We start from the raw sequence: 17519 nt of genomic DNA, 5'->3' as shown, positions 1-17519 counted from the left end.
GTTACTCTACTCCTTGGCGGATCACGCTTGTGGCGATATTCTTCAATTCGTTACTGTTTAACACCCTTTTTATTTTGTCAGCATAATTAGGGTCGGTTGCATAACCGGCTTGTTGTAAAGAGTCTAAGAACTTATGCGGCTTTGCCGTATTGTTTAATGCATCTTGATAGCGCGGGTTTTGTGTTAAAAAATCCACAAAATCATTCACGCTATCTTTTATCGAATCATAAGCTCTAAAGCTTGCTTGCTTTTTAACTGCAGCACCTTGCTCAAACTCTAAAGTGACCTTACTGGCCTTTTCACCCTGCCAACTTTTATCTGACTTAATATTGAATAAATTGTTTGAGCTATTACCATCACCTTTATTAATAATATGTTTACCCCAGCCAGTTTCTAATGCCGCTTGCGCGACCATAACCGCCGGATTTAAACCAATTTTTTTAGCCGCTGTTTTTGCGTGTTCCCACACGGTGCTTACAAATTCCTCAGCATTTTCAAATGTCTTAGGCGCTGTGTTTTGTTCGCTTTTTTCAGTTGAATCAACAAGCGGGACTTTTGCAGTGACCTTTTGATTTTCTTGATGAGGTAAGGTGCTACCCGCACGTTGATCACTAAAGAAATCAGACGTTGTGCGAAGTACAGAGCCTGGCATAAAGTTTTTTCCATCTGGCGATAGTTGCTGCACAATTAAATCTGCAAGTCCCAAAGAGCCATTTGATGAAAGCTCTGAGGCCATTTGTTGGTCGTGCATTTCTTCAAAAAATTTCACGCCGCTAGCATTAAACGGGCTTTCTTTATCTTCAAAAGCCTCATTTGCTTTACGCATACTTTTAAGCAGCATTTGGGTAAAAATAGCTTCAAATTGTGCCGCTGCTTTTTTTAACGCCGCTTTAGATGCATCGGTTGATGCATCACCGCTGTTTAAAGCATCTCGACGCAAAGAGTCTAAGTTGCCTAAATCAAAAAAGTTTTGTTTATCTAGATGATTTGTTTCCATCAGCTTTTTGACACAATAATTAATAATATCTAAAGCAATGCAATAATTAAGCCAAACGAAGTGAAAGGTTCTAGGTTCTAGGTTCTAGGTTCTAGGTTCTAGGCAGAGATTAAACTAAGTGAGAGACGCGAGGTAAACTCGCTGCTACTTATTGTGTAGGGTTAAATTCAGTGTTTATTGCTGTGGTAGCAGCGGCTTTATGCCGCGTCTTTTATAGATTAACTGTTAAAGACCCTAAATAGGGTCTTATAAAACTAAATCACTACAAGCTGACCGTTAATTGCACCGGCTTCTTTAAGTGCTTCAAGAATAGCCATTAAATCACCCGGGGCAGCTCCTACTTCATTAATTGCACGTACTAAGTCATCAAGACTTACACCAGGGTCAAATACAAAAGCGCGTGAATCATCTTGATTAACGTCAATAATACTTTGCTGAGTAACCACGGTTTCACCCTCTGCTAAAGGATTTGGCTGCACTACATTTTGTTGTTCCGCAATCGTTACTGTTAAACCACCATGGGTAATTGCCGCAGGTTGTAACTTTACATTTTTACCTATAACAATGGTGCCAGTACGCGAGTTAACAATTATTTTTGCCGAGGTATCCGCTGGTTTAAACTCTAAGTTTTCAAGAGTTGATAAGTACGATACGCGCTGCGAGGCATCACGTGGGGCAATAACGCGAATAGAGGCTGCATCGAGTGCTTGAGCGCTATTTGGACCAATTAAATCATTAATGGTTTTCTCTAAACGTTTCGCAGTAGTAAAATCAGGGCGGTTTAAATTAAAAGTAATATAGTCGTTTTGCATAAATGGGCTTTTAACAGCACGCTCAACGGTTGCACCATTTGGCACGCGTCCTACCGTTGGCGTATTAATAACAACGCGACTGCCATCAAGCCCCTCAGCACCTAGGCCACCTACAATTAAACTGCCTTGAGCGATGGCGTAAACATTACCATCAACCCCTTTTAAGAATGTTTGTAATAATGTGCCACCGCGCAAGCTGCCTGCACTGCCAATCGATGATACGGTTATATCTATGGTTTGCCCTGGCTTTCTAAATGGAGGGAGTTCAGCATGAACAGCAACCGCTGCAACATTTTTAATTTTTGGCTTTAAACTAGAAGGTAACGTAATACCAAAACTATTGAGCATGCCTTTAAAGCTTTGCTCGGTAAAACGGCTTTGCTCACCGGTACCTGGTAAACCAACAACTAAGCCATAGCCCACTAATTGGTTAGAGCGCACCCCTTCGACCATAGACACATCTTTAATTCGCTCAGCACTGGCAGTAAATTGCCAGCCTAGTAGCACCATAAAACAAAAAACTTTAAAACCATTCATGTCGAATGTCCTCTAAAAGGGAAACAATGAGCTACTAAAGAAACGCGTTAACCAACCCGGGCTTTGTGCCTCTTGAGTTTGACCCTTACCTGAGTACTGAATACGCGCATTCGCAATTCGATTAGACTCAACAGTATTATCGGCATTGACATCTTGCGGACGCACTAACCCCTCTAGGCGAATAAATTCTTCACCGGTGTTTAACGTTAGCCATTTTTCACCGCGAATCACTAAGTTACCATTTGGTAACACGCGCATCACATTAACCGAAATATCGCCAACTAAGCTGTTTGATTGGTTTGATTTTGAGTCACCTTTAAATGAAGAGTCACTACCAATACCAAATTGAATACTATCGCCACCAATATTTACCGGTAAACCACCTAAGCCAATAACAGGGTCGAGGCTGGCATCGGTTTCTTTATCTGTTTCAGTTTTAGCTGCTTTAGTCGCTTGGGTCGACTCTTGTAATTTAACAGTAATGATATCGCCTGTTCGCAGTGCTTTTTTATCGGCATATAGGTCATTCGATAATTGTGTACTGAACAAAGAGCCGGTTGCTACTACTGGCTCCATATTAGGCTCTGGATACATAGGTGCATAATAGGGATCGTCTTGTACTACCTCATTATTTTGTGTAGCTACACAACCACTTAATAGTAAAGTCCCTACTGTAAATAACATAACATTACGCATACAACCCCCCAAAACTATAACTGTTGATTGATATAACTCATCATTTCATCAACGGCTGAGATCACTTTTGAGTTCATCTCATAAACGCGCTGCGTTTCAATCAAATTAACTAATTCTTCGGTCACATTTACATTTGATGTTTCAAGTGAACCTTGAATAATCGTGCCTAAACCTTCAACACCTGGGTTACCTTGAACAGGCGCACCGCTTACCGCGGTTTCGGTATATAAGTTTTGACCTATAGGTTCAAGGCCCGACGGATTAATAAAATCACTAATCGTGATCTGACCAATAACCACGTTTTCGGCCTGACCTTTAACGCGAACTGACACTTCACCGTCTTGAGATACGGTGATCGACTGTGCATCGTCAGGTACATTCATTTCAGGCTGAACAACATAACCAGCACCCGAGGTGACAACACGCCCGTCGCCGTCGGTAGTAAACTGGCCGTTACGCGAATAAGCAATATTGCCATCTGGTTGCAGTACTTCAAAAAAACCAGGGCCTGAAATCATCCAATCCAATGAGTTTTCAGTGGTGAGCATATTACCTTGCGAAAAGTTTTTTTGGTTAGCCACTACTTTAGTACCCGCACCAAGCATTAAGCCTGATGGCATTTCGGTGTCTTGCGATGAGCGACCGCCTGGTTGATTAATATTTTGATAAAGCAAGTCTTCAAAAATAGCGCGGCTTTTTTTGTAACCCACTGTACTGGCGTTCGCTAAGTTATTTGATATAACCGATATATCAGTTTGTTGAGCGTCAAGCCCTGTTTTACTTATCCATAATGCTGGATTCATAATAATATCCTCACGTTAAAGTTAAACGATGCGCATCAGCTGTTCTTGACGTTCGTCAATCTCTTCAGCTGTTTTCATCAGTTTTACTTGTAATTCAAATTGGCGTTGGTGACTGATCATATCGACCATTTCATGCACAGGATTTACATTCGATTTTTCTAATGTGCCACCTAATACTTGTACATTGGCTGATGTTTCAACTATTTGGCCTGGTTTAGCTCTAAATAAGCCATCGTTGCCCTTCTCGAGCGTGGCGTTGTTTGCATCAACCACTTTTAGCCGATCAACTTCTTCTAAAAAGTTAGCCGGTGCACCTTGAGGGCGAACTTGAATAGTGCCATCTTTACTAAATTCAATTTTTTCAATCGGTACAGGTAATATGACTGGCCCACCTTCGCCAATAACTTGACGACCGTCGCTGGTAGTTAACATACCTTCAGCTGTTATATTTAACGAACCTACTTTTGTATAGGCTTCATTACCAGAGGCATCCTGAACACTCAGCCAGGCGTTATCACTCATAGCAATATCAAGGCTGCGACCTGTTTCCACAATACCGCCCGATGTCATGTTTGATCCTGGGCGCTCTTGCATTGCAAAAACACGAGTCGGCAAACCTTCACCGAAAGCCTGCATTGATCGCGCTTGCGCAAAATCAGATTTAAACCCAGTGGTATTCGCATTTGCCAAATTATTGGCTTTAAGAGCAAGCCCTTGCATGCTTTGTTTAGCGCCAGATGCGGCTATGTAGACCATTTTATCCATAACATCGACTCATTAAGAAATCTATATATAAGTAAATGCAATATAAGTGCCAAATTAAATTTAAGTATGAATAAGATTTTAAGGAGGAATAAAAAAGGCTGCATTAAGCAGCCTTTAGAATCAAAATATGATTATCGGATCTGTAAAATATTTTGTTGTAGCGTTGAATTCACTTCAAGTGCACGAGAGTTTGCTTGGAAGTTACGCTGCGCACTAATCAAATCAACCAGCTCATTGGTTAAATTAACATTAGATTGCTCAAGAGCCGTTGAGTTAATTGACCCCAAAGTCCCTGAATTAGGCTCACCTGCAATTGGCTCCCCTGACGTTAAGCTTTTCTTCCACGCGGTATCTCCAACCTGTTGTAGACCTTGAGAGTTTGAAAAGCGAACCAGAGCTACTTGGCCTAAGAAGGTTGAGTCACCATTACTATATGACGCTACAACTTTACCATCTGCGCCAATTTCAATACCAGCTAAACGCCCAACTGTTGCACCATCTTGCTCAAGCGCTTTTACTTCAAAGTTACTCGCAAATTGTGTTGGCAATTTTTTATCAGTACCAGCTTCATCGCGCCAATTTAACTCAACGCCTGTATCTGGAAAAGAAGCACCATTTGTTAACAATGACGATAAACCAGTCGTTGCTGTTGCTGGTAATACAATTTCATCAAACGTTCTAGGGTCGATATTAGGTGCTCCATTTGTTGTACTTGGCACACCATTGGAATCAAAACCCATAGTAACTGTTGGTACATATGGAGCTGCAGCTTGTTCACCACCTGTTGCTGGATCAATAACCTTACTGTCTAGTGTTGTGTATACCTGCCACTCATTTGGATTAGTCACTGGGTCAGATTTTGCAAAAAAGTATTGCAAAACATGTGGTTCACCTAACGAATCATAAATTGTCGTAGAAGTAGACGAGTTGTATGTTGTCCTATCTTCTGGGTCAAAAGCAACGCCAGGGGCATCTGCCGTCGAGTTCAAGTTGAATGATGAGTAAACATTTGTAGTTGATCTAGGCGAACCTGACGAATCAGGGATTTGTATTGCAGAGGAAGTACTTAAACTAACTGAAGTTGTATCACCTGTTGATGCGTCCACAGGGAACCCCTGTAAATAGTTACCCTTTGCATCAACAACGAAGTTATCTTTGTTGAGTTTAAACGCGCCTGCACGCGTGTAAGTAAAGTCTTGCGCACCAAGATCATTTGACATCGCAAAATAACCTTCACCCGTAATCGCTAAATCCAATGAGTTCTGGGTGAACTTTAATGAACCTTGATGAAATTGCTGTGCAACCATAGTGGTTTGCACACCATCACCGTTTTTAGTTTTATTTGCGCTAAATACAGATGATGCATATACATCAGCAAACTCAGCCCGAGATTCTTTAAAACCCGTGGTATTTACGTTAGCAATGTTATTGGCGGTAACGTCTAAATCTTTTTGTGCGGCAGCAAGGCCTGTTAATGCAATATTGAAGCTCATAATTAACCTCTAACCTGAAATGTTTAGTCTATTGACTAAAAAATATATAAAATCCATTACGCGATTTCTGCGACATCAGTCAGCCTAACCGCACCTTCTCTGGTGTTAATAATAATGCCGCTTGAACCATTAATATTAACACTCTCAATATTTTTGAATGTAGCTAGAGGAAGGCTTGAAAATTCCCCATTTGTGCTACCTTCGGCCGCTACATTGTATTCACCAGGAGGTAGACGCTCACCGTCTTCATTGGTACCATCCCACGCAAAGCGGATGGCCCCTGCAGGCTGAGTGCCTAAATCTATAGTTTTAACCAATTGCCCTGATGCATCTTCAATACGAATCATTAAACTATCGACTGGTTTTTCAGCTACAACAGAACCTTTTGATTCACCCGACTCATTAAGCTCAAGTGTATTCGACTCTAACAAAGCTTGTTTGCCAACCAGTGTTGATGCTTGCAATGCCGAATTTGATGTCATCGACGCGGCTAAAGACTCAAAATTAGAGTTTAAATTTGATATTCCTTCAGCCATGGTAAAGTTTGTCATTTGTGCAATCATCTGATCGTTATCAGCTGGTTTGCTGGGATCTTGATATGACAACTGCTGTGTTAACAACGAAAAGAAATCTTCTTGGGTTAACGCATCACTATCTTCTTTTTGTGGCACTTGCTTATCTTGCCAACGTAAAGAGTCCATGTAGGATGAAGAAGTACTAATATCGTTACTCATGAGCTACCCTCAGTTACCGCTGACCTAACAGCAGTGTTTTACTTAACATTTGCTTAGCTGCATCAGCAACTTGAACATTTGTCTGATAAGAGCGAGACGCAGAAATCATATTTGCCATCTCCTCAACAACATTCACGTTGGGTTTATAAATGTAACCATTTTCATCCGCACTCGGGTGGTTTGGGTTATATTCAATTTGTAGTGGTTTATCACTCTCAACCACTCCTAACACTTTCACACCAACGGCAGAGCCCTGTGGGTTGCTTGCTGAAGCTGACGCTTTTGTTAGCTCCGCAGCAAATACAGGTTGTCGCGCTCGGTACGTTTCATTTTGTGAAGAGCTAATTGTATTGGCATTAGAGATATTACTTGCGGTGGTATTTAATCGCACGTTTTGCGCGCTCATACCCGAACCTGCAATATCAAACACATTATATAAACTCATAATTAGGCTCCTTGACTACCGAGGGCTTTTTTCAGGCCTTTAAATTTACCATTAAGAAACTGGACACTGGCCTGATACTCCATAGCATTCTGTGTATACAAGTTCCGTTCCACTTGTATATCAACAGAGTTACCATCACCTGTATCTGTTTGATTTGGCGTACGAAATAATTCATTCCCACCTACACTACGGGTACCACCGGCAATGTGTTTTTCGTTGGTTCTTACCATCGTATTGCCGCTTAGTTGGTTAGACTTTGCCGTTTTTAATGCTGAGGCAAAGTCGATATCTTTTGCTTTATAGCCGGGCGTATCAGCATTTGCGATATTAGTAGCGAGCATTTCTGCTCTTTGCGAACGGATTAACATCGCATGCGGATGCACGCCTAATGCTTTATCAAAACTGATAGCCATAACTATCTCCAAAAAATTGACTTAGTACCAATAAAGCAATAAGTAAGCCAGCAATGAAAATAGTGACGATAAAAACAAAAAACGACGCTATAGCGCCGTTTTTAGGAGGGGGGGGTGTAAACGGTAGTTATTTTTTTTGATAAATAATCCCGGGGTTACAACGCACCATATCAAATTCGGTACTCAAACCAGACATAGATTCCGACGCACCTAAAAATAAATACCCCTTAGGGTTAAGTGCTTGAGAAAATTGTGCAATTATTTTGGCTTTCACCTCAGGTGAAAAATAAATTAAAACATTACGGCAAAATATAATATCGAACTTACCCATCAAAGCGTACGAGTCGAGTAAATTTAAATGCCTAAAGCTCACTTGCTTTTTCAATGAGTCAACCACTTGTGCCATACCATTGCCGCTATCTTTAAAAAACTTCTTACGACGCTCAGCAGATAGCCCGCGGGCCAGTGCCAATGCATCATATTCAGCGTGTTTACACATATCCAGCATGGTATTTGAGATGTCAGTACCCACTATTTGTGCACCCATTTTTAAAACACCAGGACTACTTGATTGAAACTCAGCAACCGACATAGCAATTGAATAAGGTTCTTGCCCTGAAGAGCTCGCAGCAGACCATATTTTTAATGGCCTATTTAGCGCTTTAAATTCAGGGAATAATCTGGTTTTGAGCAACTCAAATGGGTATTGATCTCTAAACCACAATGTTTCGTTGGTTGTCATGGCATCAACAACAGCAGCGCGCAATTGACGCTCATGCACGCCAAGTGTTTTGCTAACCAGTTCAGATAACGATTCAACATTAAATCGAGACATTAATGGTGCCAAGCGACTTTTAACCAAATACTGCTTATTTTCACCTAAAACAATACCGCACTGTTGTTCTAAAAATAAGCGAAATTGATCGTATTCTGTTTGCTGCAAATCTTTATTAGTCAAATCAATAACACCTATGTTTATTAATCACAATGAACCCACTTATTAACGGCTGTAGCAAGCTCGTCTGGATTAAATTTTGCAATAAAATCGTCAGCCCCTACTTTTTCAATCATTGCTTGGTTGAACACACCACTTAACGATGTGTGTAAAATCACATGCAATGGTGCAAGTTTAGGATCTGCTTTAATTTCTGCAGTGAGCGTATAACCATCCATTTCTGGCATTTCTACATCTGAAATAAGTAACCCTACTCGCTCTGTAATATCGTTAACACAATCAAGCTCTGCAATTTCTTTTAGTCTTATTAAAGCTTCTTTACCATTTTTAGCAAGTTCAGTAGTTACACCTAAAGGTTCTAACGCTCGTTTAACCTGATTTCGTGCCACGGCCGAATCATCGGCAATAAATACAATTCTTTCGCCTAAGTCTTTTTGTATATTACCTTGCGAGGCAACATCATCACTCACGGTAGTATTGACAGGACAAATTTCGTTTAGGATCTTTTCTACGTCGAGTATTTCAACCAGCTCATTTTCAATTTCAGTCACGGCAGTTAAATAAGAATAGCGGCCCGCTCCTGATGGCGGTGGCATTATTTTTTCCCAGTTCATATTAACAATCCGCTCAACACCACCAACTAAAAAACCCTGCACTGTACGGTTATATTCTGCAATAATAATAAAGCCATCTTCTATGCTTTTAATAGGACGACCACCTACTGCCATTGATAAGTCAATTACCGAGATTGTTTGGCCACGGATATGTGCTACACCACGAATGTAAGCGTTAGATTTTGGCATGCTGGTTAATGGCGGGCATTGAAGAACTTCTCTTACCTTAAACACATTAATGCCAAAGCGCTGACGTCCGTTAAGCTTAAATAACAATAACTCTAAGCGGTTTTGCCCAACCAACTGAGTACGTTGGTTTACTGAGTCTAAAATACCGGCCATTTAAATCTCCTAAGAAAACAAATATAAGGAACGATAATTGCTTTCAATTAATAAAGCGTCATAACACAACGGGGGCGTCTAAATTCTGACGCAAAATATTTATACCCTGTTTGCAACCATAAGCATAGTCGAAACATTATGAGTTTGTTAAAAAAAACCAGAAGATACAGTGTTTTTTATTTTCTTGCTAGCCTCTGCTTCACTTTGCCACTGAAGGCTCAAGTATTTAGTAAAGAATCACTACAGGAAATGGCTGTATCTTATGTTGCTCAAAAAGCAGTAACTACAAATGACAACAAAATACAGTTTAGCGCGTTACCGCTAGATACCCGCATACCCGATCGCCAGTGTAACTCTGAGCTAGAGCTAGTAACGCCAAGTGAGCCCCCATTTAATCGTCAGGTCACCATTCAAATAAAATGTAACGATAGTGACAACTGGGCACAATACGTTCATGTCAGAATCACTGAATCAGCACCTGTTGTAGTTGCTACTACCAATTTAGCACGAGGTGAAGTGATTACTCCATCCCATTTAAGTATTGATATGCGCCCTGCGCACTTTATACGTGTTCAGTATCTTGATGATCCTGCGCAACTTATTGGTAGCCGCAGTAAACGTAATATTCGTGAAGGTATGCCTGTGTTGCTCAATCAAATTTGTATGGTTTGCAAAGGCGACTCTGTCAATATTTTTGCCAATATTAAAGGCTTAAGAGTAAAAACCACGGGTGTTGCATTAGAGGATGGAACCTTAGGTGAACAAGTACGAGTTGAAAACAAAAAAACAGGTAAAGTTTTAAATGCGCGAGTAGATGGTGTAGAGTCTGTGCAGGTAAATATTTAATGTAAATTTATGCTAAAGTATCTTTAGTAAATGCCGATATATAGGCATCAGTTGGGTAATAAACGGGTTTTTATCATGGTCGGTCAAGTAAACAAATCAAATCAACAGCCTGGTGTTTTAACAAACACTCAACAGCAAAAAGTTGATTTAAAAAGAGATAATGCAAATACACAAGCTGCGCAAACGCCTTCACCTAAAGCTGCAAGCGATTCGGTGAGCTTAACACCGCAGGCTAAGCAATTAAAATCTTTACAAGAAAAAGCAGAGCAGTCTTCTGGTTTTGACAGCAACAAAGTTGCTGAGCTTAAAAAAGCGATTACCGAAGGCAAGTATCAAATAGACAGTGAGAAACTTGCCAAAAATTTAGCAGACTTCGAGTTTAATGTTTATGGCTGATCACAATAGTTTAATTACGATTAAACTAAACGAACAAATAAATTGTTTAACAACCTTGAGTGAGCTTCTTACTCAAGAACTTGATGCTATTGCCTCACGAAGAGGCGAAGGTTTAAAAGAAATTGCCCAACAAAAAATGTCTTTTTTAACCAGCATAAGCACCCTAGATAAAGAACTCAGTAAACTGATTGCCAGTAATGATCAGCAAACAGATGAAAACGCTGACTTAATAAAGCTAACTCGAGAAAAGCTTGAGCAGTGTCAAAAACAAAATGAAGTTAACGCTCATGCAGCGCACCAGGCGCAGTTAAGTGTAAAGCAATTAAAGGGTATTTTAATTGGCGCACCTTCGTCTATGACCTACGATCAAGCCGGTAGCGTAGTTAATACTGACAACAGCATTGTGCGTAACCTAAAAGCCTAAAGAATACTCATAAAAAAACGCCTAAACGATTATTCGTTTAGGCGTTTTTTTATGAGTAATAATTTGTCGGTTAGTAATAACTTGTCGCTTAGTAATAACTTGTCGCTTAGTAATAACTTGTCGCTTAGTAATAAGTGACTTTTTTCACTTCCCGTGGTTTTATCTCACCGATGTACAAGTCGTGTACGCGCTTCATATTAAGCTCAAGCTCAGTAATATACATATCATTAACGGCATAGGTTTTTATAATTTGCGCGCCTTTTATAATACCTTGCACTTTACTCTGTAAATAATCATCTTGGGCAACAGAGCCTGCGACGGTTGTGCCTGCGGTAATTTTTTGCCCGTACACTTGTTCCGTTAGTTCGCGGTATGCTTCTAGCTTGGAGGCTTTAATTGCCATAAGCTGTTTTTGAGTGTCATTACTTCCCGACTGCAAACTAATGGGCGCGTACCCTATTGCTTTTAATACAGGGTAATTATTTGGCTCAACATATTTATATTCAACGTGCTTATCAAATATATTGCTACAACCGCTTAACGTTAAGCAGCCTAATGTGATCATTAATGGCATTACTCGCATCATACAGGGCCTTTAAAAACTAATTAAACTCAGTTATGCACGTTTAATGCCAGTGATACCTATATTCTGTAACAACAAATAATAGTGGTACATTACTTGCTGAGACTCATTAACGCTAACGTTTAATTGGAGTAAGAGTATGAAGTCGTTTTTAAAAGCAGTATTGGCAGGATTAAGCACCACTGCTGTATTAACGTTTTCACCTTTTACCCACGCTCAGTGGTATGAGTCTACAGGCCATGCGGTTATTCAAAATAGCGACATTCCCGGTGCAAAGGCCGCTGCAATAAAAGATGCGATTACCCAAGCCCTTGTATTCTCTGGTGCGCGGGTGAGCTCGGTGCAAACACTTGTTGATGGTGTTTTAACCCAAGATCAGCTAAAAATAAGTAGCCAAGGCGAAATTCAAAAAATAGAGCTCGTTAGCGAAAACCGCAGCAATGATGAATTTGCGATTACCTTACGCCTAGATATTTTTGCACAAACCGAGCAATGCCCGCAAAGCAACTTCAATAAATTTATAGCTGTGACGCAAAGTCAATTAACAAATCGCGAACAAGCGAGAATGGGTCAAATATTTGACATTAATAAAGCAGTAAGCAAAAACATCTACACGTCACTGCAAAAATCAAAAATGAGTGCTATACCGGTTGCCTATTTCAATAAAGCGATAAAAGTCGATACCTATTTTAATCAACAACATGACTACTCTAACAGCCAGTTAGAGGAAATTTCATCGCGCAGTAACGCACAATATGTGCTACTGAGCCAAATTACCAGTTTATCCACCAGCGATAAACTCAATAGCGACTATGCATTTTGGCAAGATGAAAGCTATCAGCGTCACTACCGAATAGAGTTTAGTTTATTTAATGGCACTACTTATGAGCCCTTGTGGCAACAAAGCTATCAAAGCCAAGCTATCTGGCCATTTGAAAAAACAGCTATTATTGATGTAAACAGTAATCGTTTTTGGCAGTCACCTTTTGGTCAAAGTATTAGTGAGATAAACCAAACCCTAAGTTACGATTTGCAAGCAGCCATGGCGTGCCTACCCACCCAAGGCAAAATTTTGCACATGGAAAATAATAAACTCGTCATTAACTTAGGAAAGGCACATGGCTTAGAAAAAGGCCAACAACTGAGTATTGCTCATCATAATTATTTAACAGACGCGCAAGGCAACACCATGCCGCATACTATAACCACTTTGAACCGTATTCGTGTAGAGCAGCTATATCAGCATAGCGCCATTGCCGTCAGTATTAATGATCAGCCTTTACCGGGCGTACAAATTAACGATATTGTGGAAGTTGCAACGCCCTAAAGTACTTGGGCTAGCTTAACTTTTAAATTATCGTGAGCGCTTAACCAATCTGCTAACTGCTCAACTCCAGATAAATGCGGGTAGTGCTTTCGACAGGCCAATACAATATTACGTTGCTGATTAGGGAAAATAGGCAAATAATGAATTCCCTCTCGAAGGATTGCAGCAAGTTTTGGCACAAACGTAACCCCATCGTCCATCGCCACCAGCGCTAATAAGGTTTCTAAGCTATTACCTTGATACTGGCTAGAAACATCCACTCCTGCCGAAAAACAAAACTGCTGGGCTTGATCTTTAAAGCAATGACCATCACTTAACATTAATAGGTTACTACCTTGAAGATCTTGCAGTGCTACCTTTTTATTTACAGCTAAAGCGTTATCAGCAGATACCGCAACTAAAAAGTCTTCTTTATATACATTAATAGTATGGTAATTTTTTAGCTCAGGCACATCCGCTAAAATTGCAAAATCCACCTCGCCACTGTCTAGCGCAGCTAAAATGGTAGAAGTTTGCATTTCAATAAACGAAAACTGACTTTGAGTAAATGCCGCTTTCATTGATGTAAGCAGTGTAGGTAGTAAATACGGGGCAATAGTAGGAATAATACCAATACTTAGTTTGCCCTGTAACGGCTGGTTAGAAGTAGCAGCCAGTTCTTTTAATATTTGAGTTTGCTCTAATATAAGGGTGATTTGTGTCAACAAACGTTCACCTTGGGTTGTTAAGGTAACGTGCTTAGTTGAACGGTCAAATAAGATAACCCCTAATTCTTGCTCCAGCTTTTTAATTTGCCCACTTAAGGTAGGCTGGCTTACAAAGCAAGCGTCGGCTGCTTTACGAAAATGTTTAAAATGTGCAACGGCTTTTACATATTCTAAATCTTTTAAGTTCATATTCACACCCAACCTGATAGCTTATACCTATCAGTTTAATACAAACAAACGATTGGAACTATATTTAATTGTTCGCCATAATGGCTATCAACAAATCAAGAGGAACTAAAAACATGTTAAACAATATTGAAGGTCAAACAATCCCTAACGTTACATTTGCAACGCGTCAAAACGACGAATGGAAATCAGTAACTACTGATGACATTTTTAAAGGCAAAACAGTCGTTGTGTTTTCACTACCTGGTGCATTTACACCAACGTGTTCATCAACTCACCTACCACGCTACAACGAGTTAGCTGGTGTACTTAAACAAAATGGCGTTGACGACATTGTTTGTGTATCAGTAAACGATACCTTTGTAATGAACGCATGGGCTGAACATCAAGAAGCGCAAAACATTACCTTACTACCAGATGGTAACGGCGAATTTACTGACGGCATGGGTATGCTAGTTGATAAAAACGATTTAGGTTTTGGTAAGCGCAGCTGGAGATACTCTATGCTGGTTAAAGATGGCGTAGTAGAGAAGATGTTCATCGAACCAGATTTACCAGGCGACCCGTTTGAAGTATCAGACGCTGACACTATGCTTGATTACATCAACCCAACTCAAGTAAAACCAGAGGCGGTTACTCTATTTACTAAGCCTGGCTGCCCTTTCTGTAAAAAAGCAAAAGAGCTACTTACAGCTAAAGGCTTTGCTTTTGAAGAAATCGTAATGGGTGCTGGCGCATCACTTACCAGCCTTAAAGCGGTATCGGGCCGTGAAACCGTACCACAAGTATTTATTGGCGGTAAGCACATTGGCGGCTCAGACGATTTAGAAAAATACTTTGCTTAATTAAGTAAATAAAACAGGGGCTGCAACGCCCCTGTTTATTAAAGGAAAAACACTATGAAAGAATTGCAAACCGACGTTGTTGTTATAGGTGCAGGTACTGCTGGTTTAAGTGCCTACCGTAATGCAAAACAATTTACTCAAAACGTACTTATGATTGAATCAGGCCCATACGGTACAACCTGCGCACGTGTTGGTTGCATGCCAAGTAAGTTATTGATTGCTGCAGCAGAAGCCGCGCACTCAATAGAAATGGCACCTGCCTTTGGAGTTCACAGCTCAAAACCTGTTATTGACGGTAAAGCCGTTATGGCACGAGTTAAAAGTGAGCGCGATCGCTTTGCAGGATTCGTAGTAGAAGCCGTAGATGAAATACCTAGCGAAGATAAAATTCGTGGCTATGCACAGTTTTTAGACGCCAACCGCGTGCAAATAGATGAGCACACCATTATCACTGCTAAACGCTTTGTAATAGCAACAGGTTCACGCCCATCTTACCCTGGCGTATTTAATAACTTTGGCGACCGACTGATTATTAATGACGATGTATTCGACTGGGATGATTTACCAGAATCAGTAGCCGTATTTGGCCCAGGCGTTATAGGCCTTGAAATTGGCCAAGCGTTGCATAGATTAGGGGTAAAGGTAAAACTCTTTGGTGTAGGTGGTGCCATAGGCCCATTAACCGACCCAGTAGTTAAAGATTACGCTAATACTGTATTCGCAGAAGAATTTTATGTTGATACCGACTCAAACGTTTCAGATATGAAACAAGTAGGTAATAAAGCAGAGCTAACCTATACCGACAAACAAGGTGTTAAACACACCGAGCAGTTTGACTATGTTCTGGCTGCAACCGGGCGAGTACCTAACACCGATAAACTAGGGTTAGAAAACACCGGCATAGAGCTTGATGAACGTGGCGTACCACTCGCTGATGCCCACACTATGCAATGTGGCAACTCCCACATATTTATTGCTGGCGATGCTAGTAACATGATCCCTTTGCTTCACGAAGCATCCGATCAAGGAACAATCGCAGGGCAAAACGCAGGCCGCTACCCTCATGTACGTGCGGGTTTACGCCGCGCTAAAATTGCCGCTGTGTTTAGCGACCCACAAATAGCCATGGTTGGTGAAAGCTTTAAAGAAATTAGCCAACGATTAGGCAGCTGTGAGTGCTTTGAAATAGGCGAAGTCAGCTTTGAAAACCAAGGCCGTAGCCGCGTTATGCTAAAAAACAAAGGCCACATGCGTGTGTATGCCGAGCACGGCACAGGCTTATTTTTAGGTGCTGAATTTATTGGCCCTCAAGCAGAGCACATTGCTCATTTATTAGCATGGGCTGTACAAAACAAAATGACTGTACCACAAATGCTTGATATGCCTTTTTATCACCCTGTTATTGAAGAAGGCCTACGCACTGCACTACGTGATTTAAACGCTAAATTAAAATTTGGCCCAGACATTATTAACCATTGTATGGAATGTGGCCCAGGCGCATAACACATCACTAATACACACTTGCAACTCAAAGCCAAAACCATTGTTTTGGCTTTTTTTATGTTAAAAACTGGTATATAAAATGGAGTTTAAACTGCTACACTCAGATTAATAAACAAACAAAAATGGACCGAAAATGAGCAATAATAAATATAGACTTGTCACTCGAAGCGATTTTGACGGCCTAGTGTGTGCCGTATTACTTAAAGATTTAGATTTAATCGACGATATTTTATTTGTGCATCCAAAAGACATGCAAGACGGTAAAATAGCCATTACCAGCAACGACATTACCACTAACCTCCCCTATGTTGCCGGTTGTCATATTGCATTTGATCACCACTTGAGTGAAACCGTTCGTAACGAAAGCGATATTAAAAACCACATTATTGACCCAGATGCGCCCTCTGCAGCACGCGTTGTATACGACTATTATGGCGGTGCAGAGAAATTCCCTAATATTTCAACTGACATGATGGAAGCGGTCGATAAAGGGGATTCTGCACAATTTTCAAAAGACGAAATTTTAAACCCAACAGACTGGGTACTGATGAACTTTATTATGGATGCGCGCACAGGACTTGGCCGTTTTCGTGAATTCAAAATTTCTAATTACCAGTTAATGATGAAGTTAATTGATGCCTGTAAAGATCACAGCATAGAACAAATACTAGCAATGGAAGATGTTGCCGAGCGTGTTGCGTTATACCACGAGCACAACGCACAAGCTAAAGAGCAAATAGACCGCTGCTCATCAGTACACGACAACTTAGTGGTACTCAATTTAACCGAAGAAGAAACCATTTACGCTACTAACCGCTTCGTTATTTACGCCATGTTCCCCGAATGTAATATCTCAATACATAAAATGTGGGGGCTTAAAAAGCAAAACGTGGTGTACGCCATTGGTAAATCAATCACCAACCGCAGCTCCAATACTAATGTTGGCGAGTTATGCCTTAAGTACGGTGGCGGCGGCCATTTAAATGCCGGTACTTGCCAAGTAGAAACAGGCAAAGCTGAGCAGGTACTGAGCGAGCTTATCGCTACAATTACTAGTGATGGCTGAGTTATAGCCTCGGGGTTCGGGGTTCGGGGT

At 40.7% G+C, this 17519-nt stretch carries 20 protein-coding genes; 7 read left to right on the top strand and 13 right to left on the bottom strand.

Features of this window, described 5'->3' with window-relative positions; all coding sequences use genetic code 11:
* Nucleotide 1: 1 nt before the first annotated feature.
* From flgJ to CWB78_RS08775, 11 genes are all read right to left on the bottom strand, one after another.
* On the bottom strand, nt 2-997 hold the full coding sequence (gene flgJ / locus CWB78_RS08825; RefSeq protein ID WP_054201732.1) for a flagellar assembly peptidoglycan hydrolase FlgJ: 996 nt from the start codon (nt 995-997) through the stop codon (nt 2-4).
* A gap of 254 nt (nt 998-1251) precedes the next feature.
* Nucleotides 1252-2346 carry a flagellar basal body P-ring protein FlgI gene (locus tag CWB78_RS08820; RefSeq protein ID WP_075169688.1) on the bottom strand — a complete coding sequence of 365 codons (1095 nt, stop codon included), beginning with the start codon at nt 2344-2346 and terminating at the stop codon, nt 1252-1254.
* 12 nt (nt 2347-2358) lie between these two features.
* Nucleotides 2359-3042 (bottom strand): flagellar basal body L-ring protein FlgH, encoded by a 684-nt coding sequence (gene flgH, locus CWB78_RS08815; protein ID WP_054201734.1) that lies wholly within the window; start codon nt 3040-3042, stop codon nt 2359-2361.
* Between the two features lie 14 nt (nt 3043-3056).
* Nucleotides 3057-3845 carry a flagellar basal-body rod protein FlgG gene (gene flgG, locus CWB78_RS08810; protein WP_010387879.1) on the bottom strand — a complete coding sequence of 263 codons (789 nt, stop codon included), beginning with the start codon at nt 3843-3845 and terminating at the stop codon, nt 3057-3059.
* A gap of 21 nt (nt 3846-3866) precedes the next feature.
* Nucleotides 3867-4610 carry a flagellar basal body rod protein FlgF gene (locus CWB78_RS08805; RefSeq protein WP_010387878.1) on the bottom strand — a complete coding sequence of 248 codons (744 nt, stop codon included), beginning with the start codon at nt 4608-4610 and terminating at the stop codon, nt 3867-3869.
* Between the two features lie 131 nt (nt 4611-4741).
* Entirely contained in the window at nt 4742-6103 is a 1362-nt protein-coding gene (gene flgE, locus CWB78_RS08800; protein ID WP_054201735.1) for a flagellar hook protein FlgE, read from the bottom strand.
* A gap of 56 nt (nt 6104-6159) precedes the next feature.
* Complete coding sequence (locus CWB78_RS08795) at nt 6160-6837, bottom strand: flagellar hook assembly protein FlgD (protein WP_138595126.1); 678 nt, start codon at nt 6835-6837, stop codon at nt 6160-6162.
* Between the two features lie 13 nt (nt 6838-6850).
* A complete protein-coding gene (gene flgC, locus CWB78_RS08790) occupies nt 6851-7282 on the bottom strand; it encodes a flagellar basal body rod protein FlgC (protein ID WP_008113068.1) in 432 nt (143 codons plus the stop codon).
* A gap of 2 nt (nt 7283-7284) precedes the next feature.
* Nucleotides 7285-7695 (bottom strand): flagellar basal body rod protein FlgB, encoded by a 411-nt coding sequence (gene flgB, locus CWB78_RS08785; protein WP_010387869.1) that lies wholly within the window; start codon nt 7693-7695, stop codon nt 7285-7287.
* Nucleotides 7696-7822: 127 nt separating this feature from the next.
* A complete protein-coding gene (locus CWB78_RS08780; RefSeq protein WP_054201737.1) occupies nt 7823-8653 on the bottom strand; it encodes a CheR family methyltransferase in 831 nt (276 codons plus the stop codon).
* A 20-nt stretch (nt 8654-8673) separates the two neighbouring features.
* On the bottom strand, nt 8674-9606 hold the full coding sequence (locus CWB78_RS08775; RefSeq protein ID WP_010387865.1) for a chemotaxis protein: 933 nt from the start codon (nt 9604-9606) through the stop codon (nt 8674-8676).
* A gap of 138 nt (nt 9607-9744) precedes the next feature.
* Here CWB78_RS08775 and flgA point away from each other — a divergent pair, with 138 nt between their 5' ends.
* From flgA to flgN, 3 genes are all read left to right on the top strand, one after another.
* The gene (gene flgA / locus CWB78_RS08770) at nt 9745-10452 is read left to right on the top strand and encodes a flagellar basal body P-ring formation chaperone FlgA (protein WP_075169689.1); all 708 of its coding nucleotides are present in this window, start codon (nt 9745-9747) and stop codon (nt 10450-10452) included.
* A gap of 75 nt (nt 10453-10527) precedes the next feature.
* A complete protein-coding gene (gene flgM, locus CWB78_RS08765) occupies nt 10528-10848 on the top strand; it encodes a flagellar biosynthesis anti-sigma factor FlgM (protein ID WP_010387860.1) in 321 nt (106 codons plus the stop codon).
* Nucleotides 10841-11272 (top strand): flagellar export chaperone FlgN, encoded by a 432-nt coding sequence (gene flgN, locus CWB78_RS08760; RefSeq protein WP_033104122.1) that lies wholly within the window; start codon nt 10841-10843, stop codon nt 11270-11272. Before flgM ends, flgN begins: the two co-directional genes overlap by 8 nt.
* Before the next feature lie 124 nt (nt 11273-11396).
* On the opposite strand, the gene CWB78_RS08755 is transcribed toward flgN, so the two are convergent.
* The gene (locus CWB78_RS08755; protein WP_010387855.1) at nt 11397-11855 is read right to left on the bottom strand and encodes an LPP20 family lipoprotein; all 459 of its coding nucleotides are present in this window, start codon (nt 11853-11855) and stop codon (nt 11397-11399) included.
* A 139-nt stretch (nt 11856-11994) separates the two neighbouring features.
* On the opposite strand from CWB78_RS08755, the gene CWB78_RS08750 reads away from it, so the two are divergent.
* Complete coding sequence (locus CWB78_RS08750; protein ID WP_010387854.1) at nt 11995-13182, top strand: flagellar assembly protein T N-terminal domain-containing protein; 1188 nt, start codon at nt 11995-11997, stop codon at nt 13180-13182.
* On the opposite strand, the gene CWB78_RS08745 is transcribed toward CWB78_RS08750, so the two are convergent.
* Nucleotides 13179-14078 (bottom strand): LysR substrate-binding domain-containing protein, encoded by a 900-nt coding sequence (locus CWB78_RS08745; RefSeq protein WP_138595124.1) that lies wholly within the window; start codon nt 14076-14078, stop codon nt 13179-13181. The two genes, CWB78_RS08750 and CWB78_RS08745, sit on opposite strands and share 4 nt — an antisense overlap.
* A gap of 113 nt (nt 14079-14191) precedes the next feature.
* On the opposite strand from CWB78_RS08745, the gene CWB78_RS08740 reads away from it, so the two are divergent.
* The 3 genes from CWB78_RS08740 to CWB78_RS08730 all read left to right on the top strand — a co-directional run bounded on the left by CWB78_RS08740 (nt 14192) and on the right by CWB78_RS08730 (nt 17489).
* Nucleotides 14192-14920, top strand: coding sequence for a glutathione peroxidase (locus CWB78_RS08740; protein ID WP_008466566.1), 729 nt, complete (start codon nt 14192-14194; stop codon nt 14918-14920).
* Between the two features lie 54 nt (nt 14921-14974).
* Nucleotides 14975-16423, top strand: a complete 1449-nt coding sequence (locus tag CWB78_RS08735; protein WP_010387847.1) for a dihydrolipoyl dehydrogenase — start codon at nt 14975-14977, stop codon at nt 16421-16423.
* Nucleotides 16424-16556: 133 nt separating this feature from the next.
* Nucleotides 16557-17489, top strand: coding sequence for a DHH family phosphoesterase (locus CWB78_RS08730; RefSeq protein ID WP_138595122.1), 933 nt, complete (start codon nt 16557-16559; stop codon nt 17487-17489).
* The last annotated feature ends 30 nt before the right edge of the window (nt 17490-17519 follow it).

The organism is Pseudoalteromonas sp. S1612 (genome assembly GCF_005887175.1).
Taxonomy (GTDB): Bacteria; Pseudomonadota; Gammaproteobacteria; order Enterobacterales; family Alteromonadaceae; genus Pseudoalteromonas; species Pseudoalteromonas undina.
This window is presented reverse-complemented; position numbering and strand designations above follow the sequence as displayed.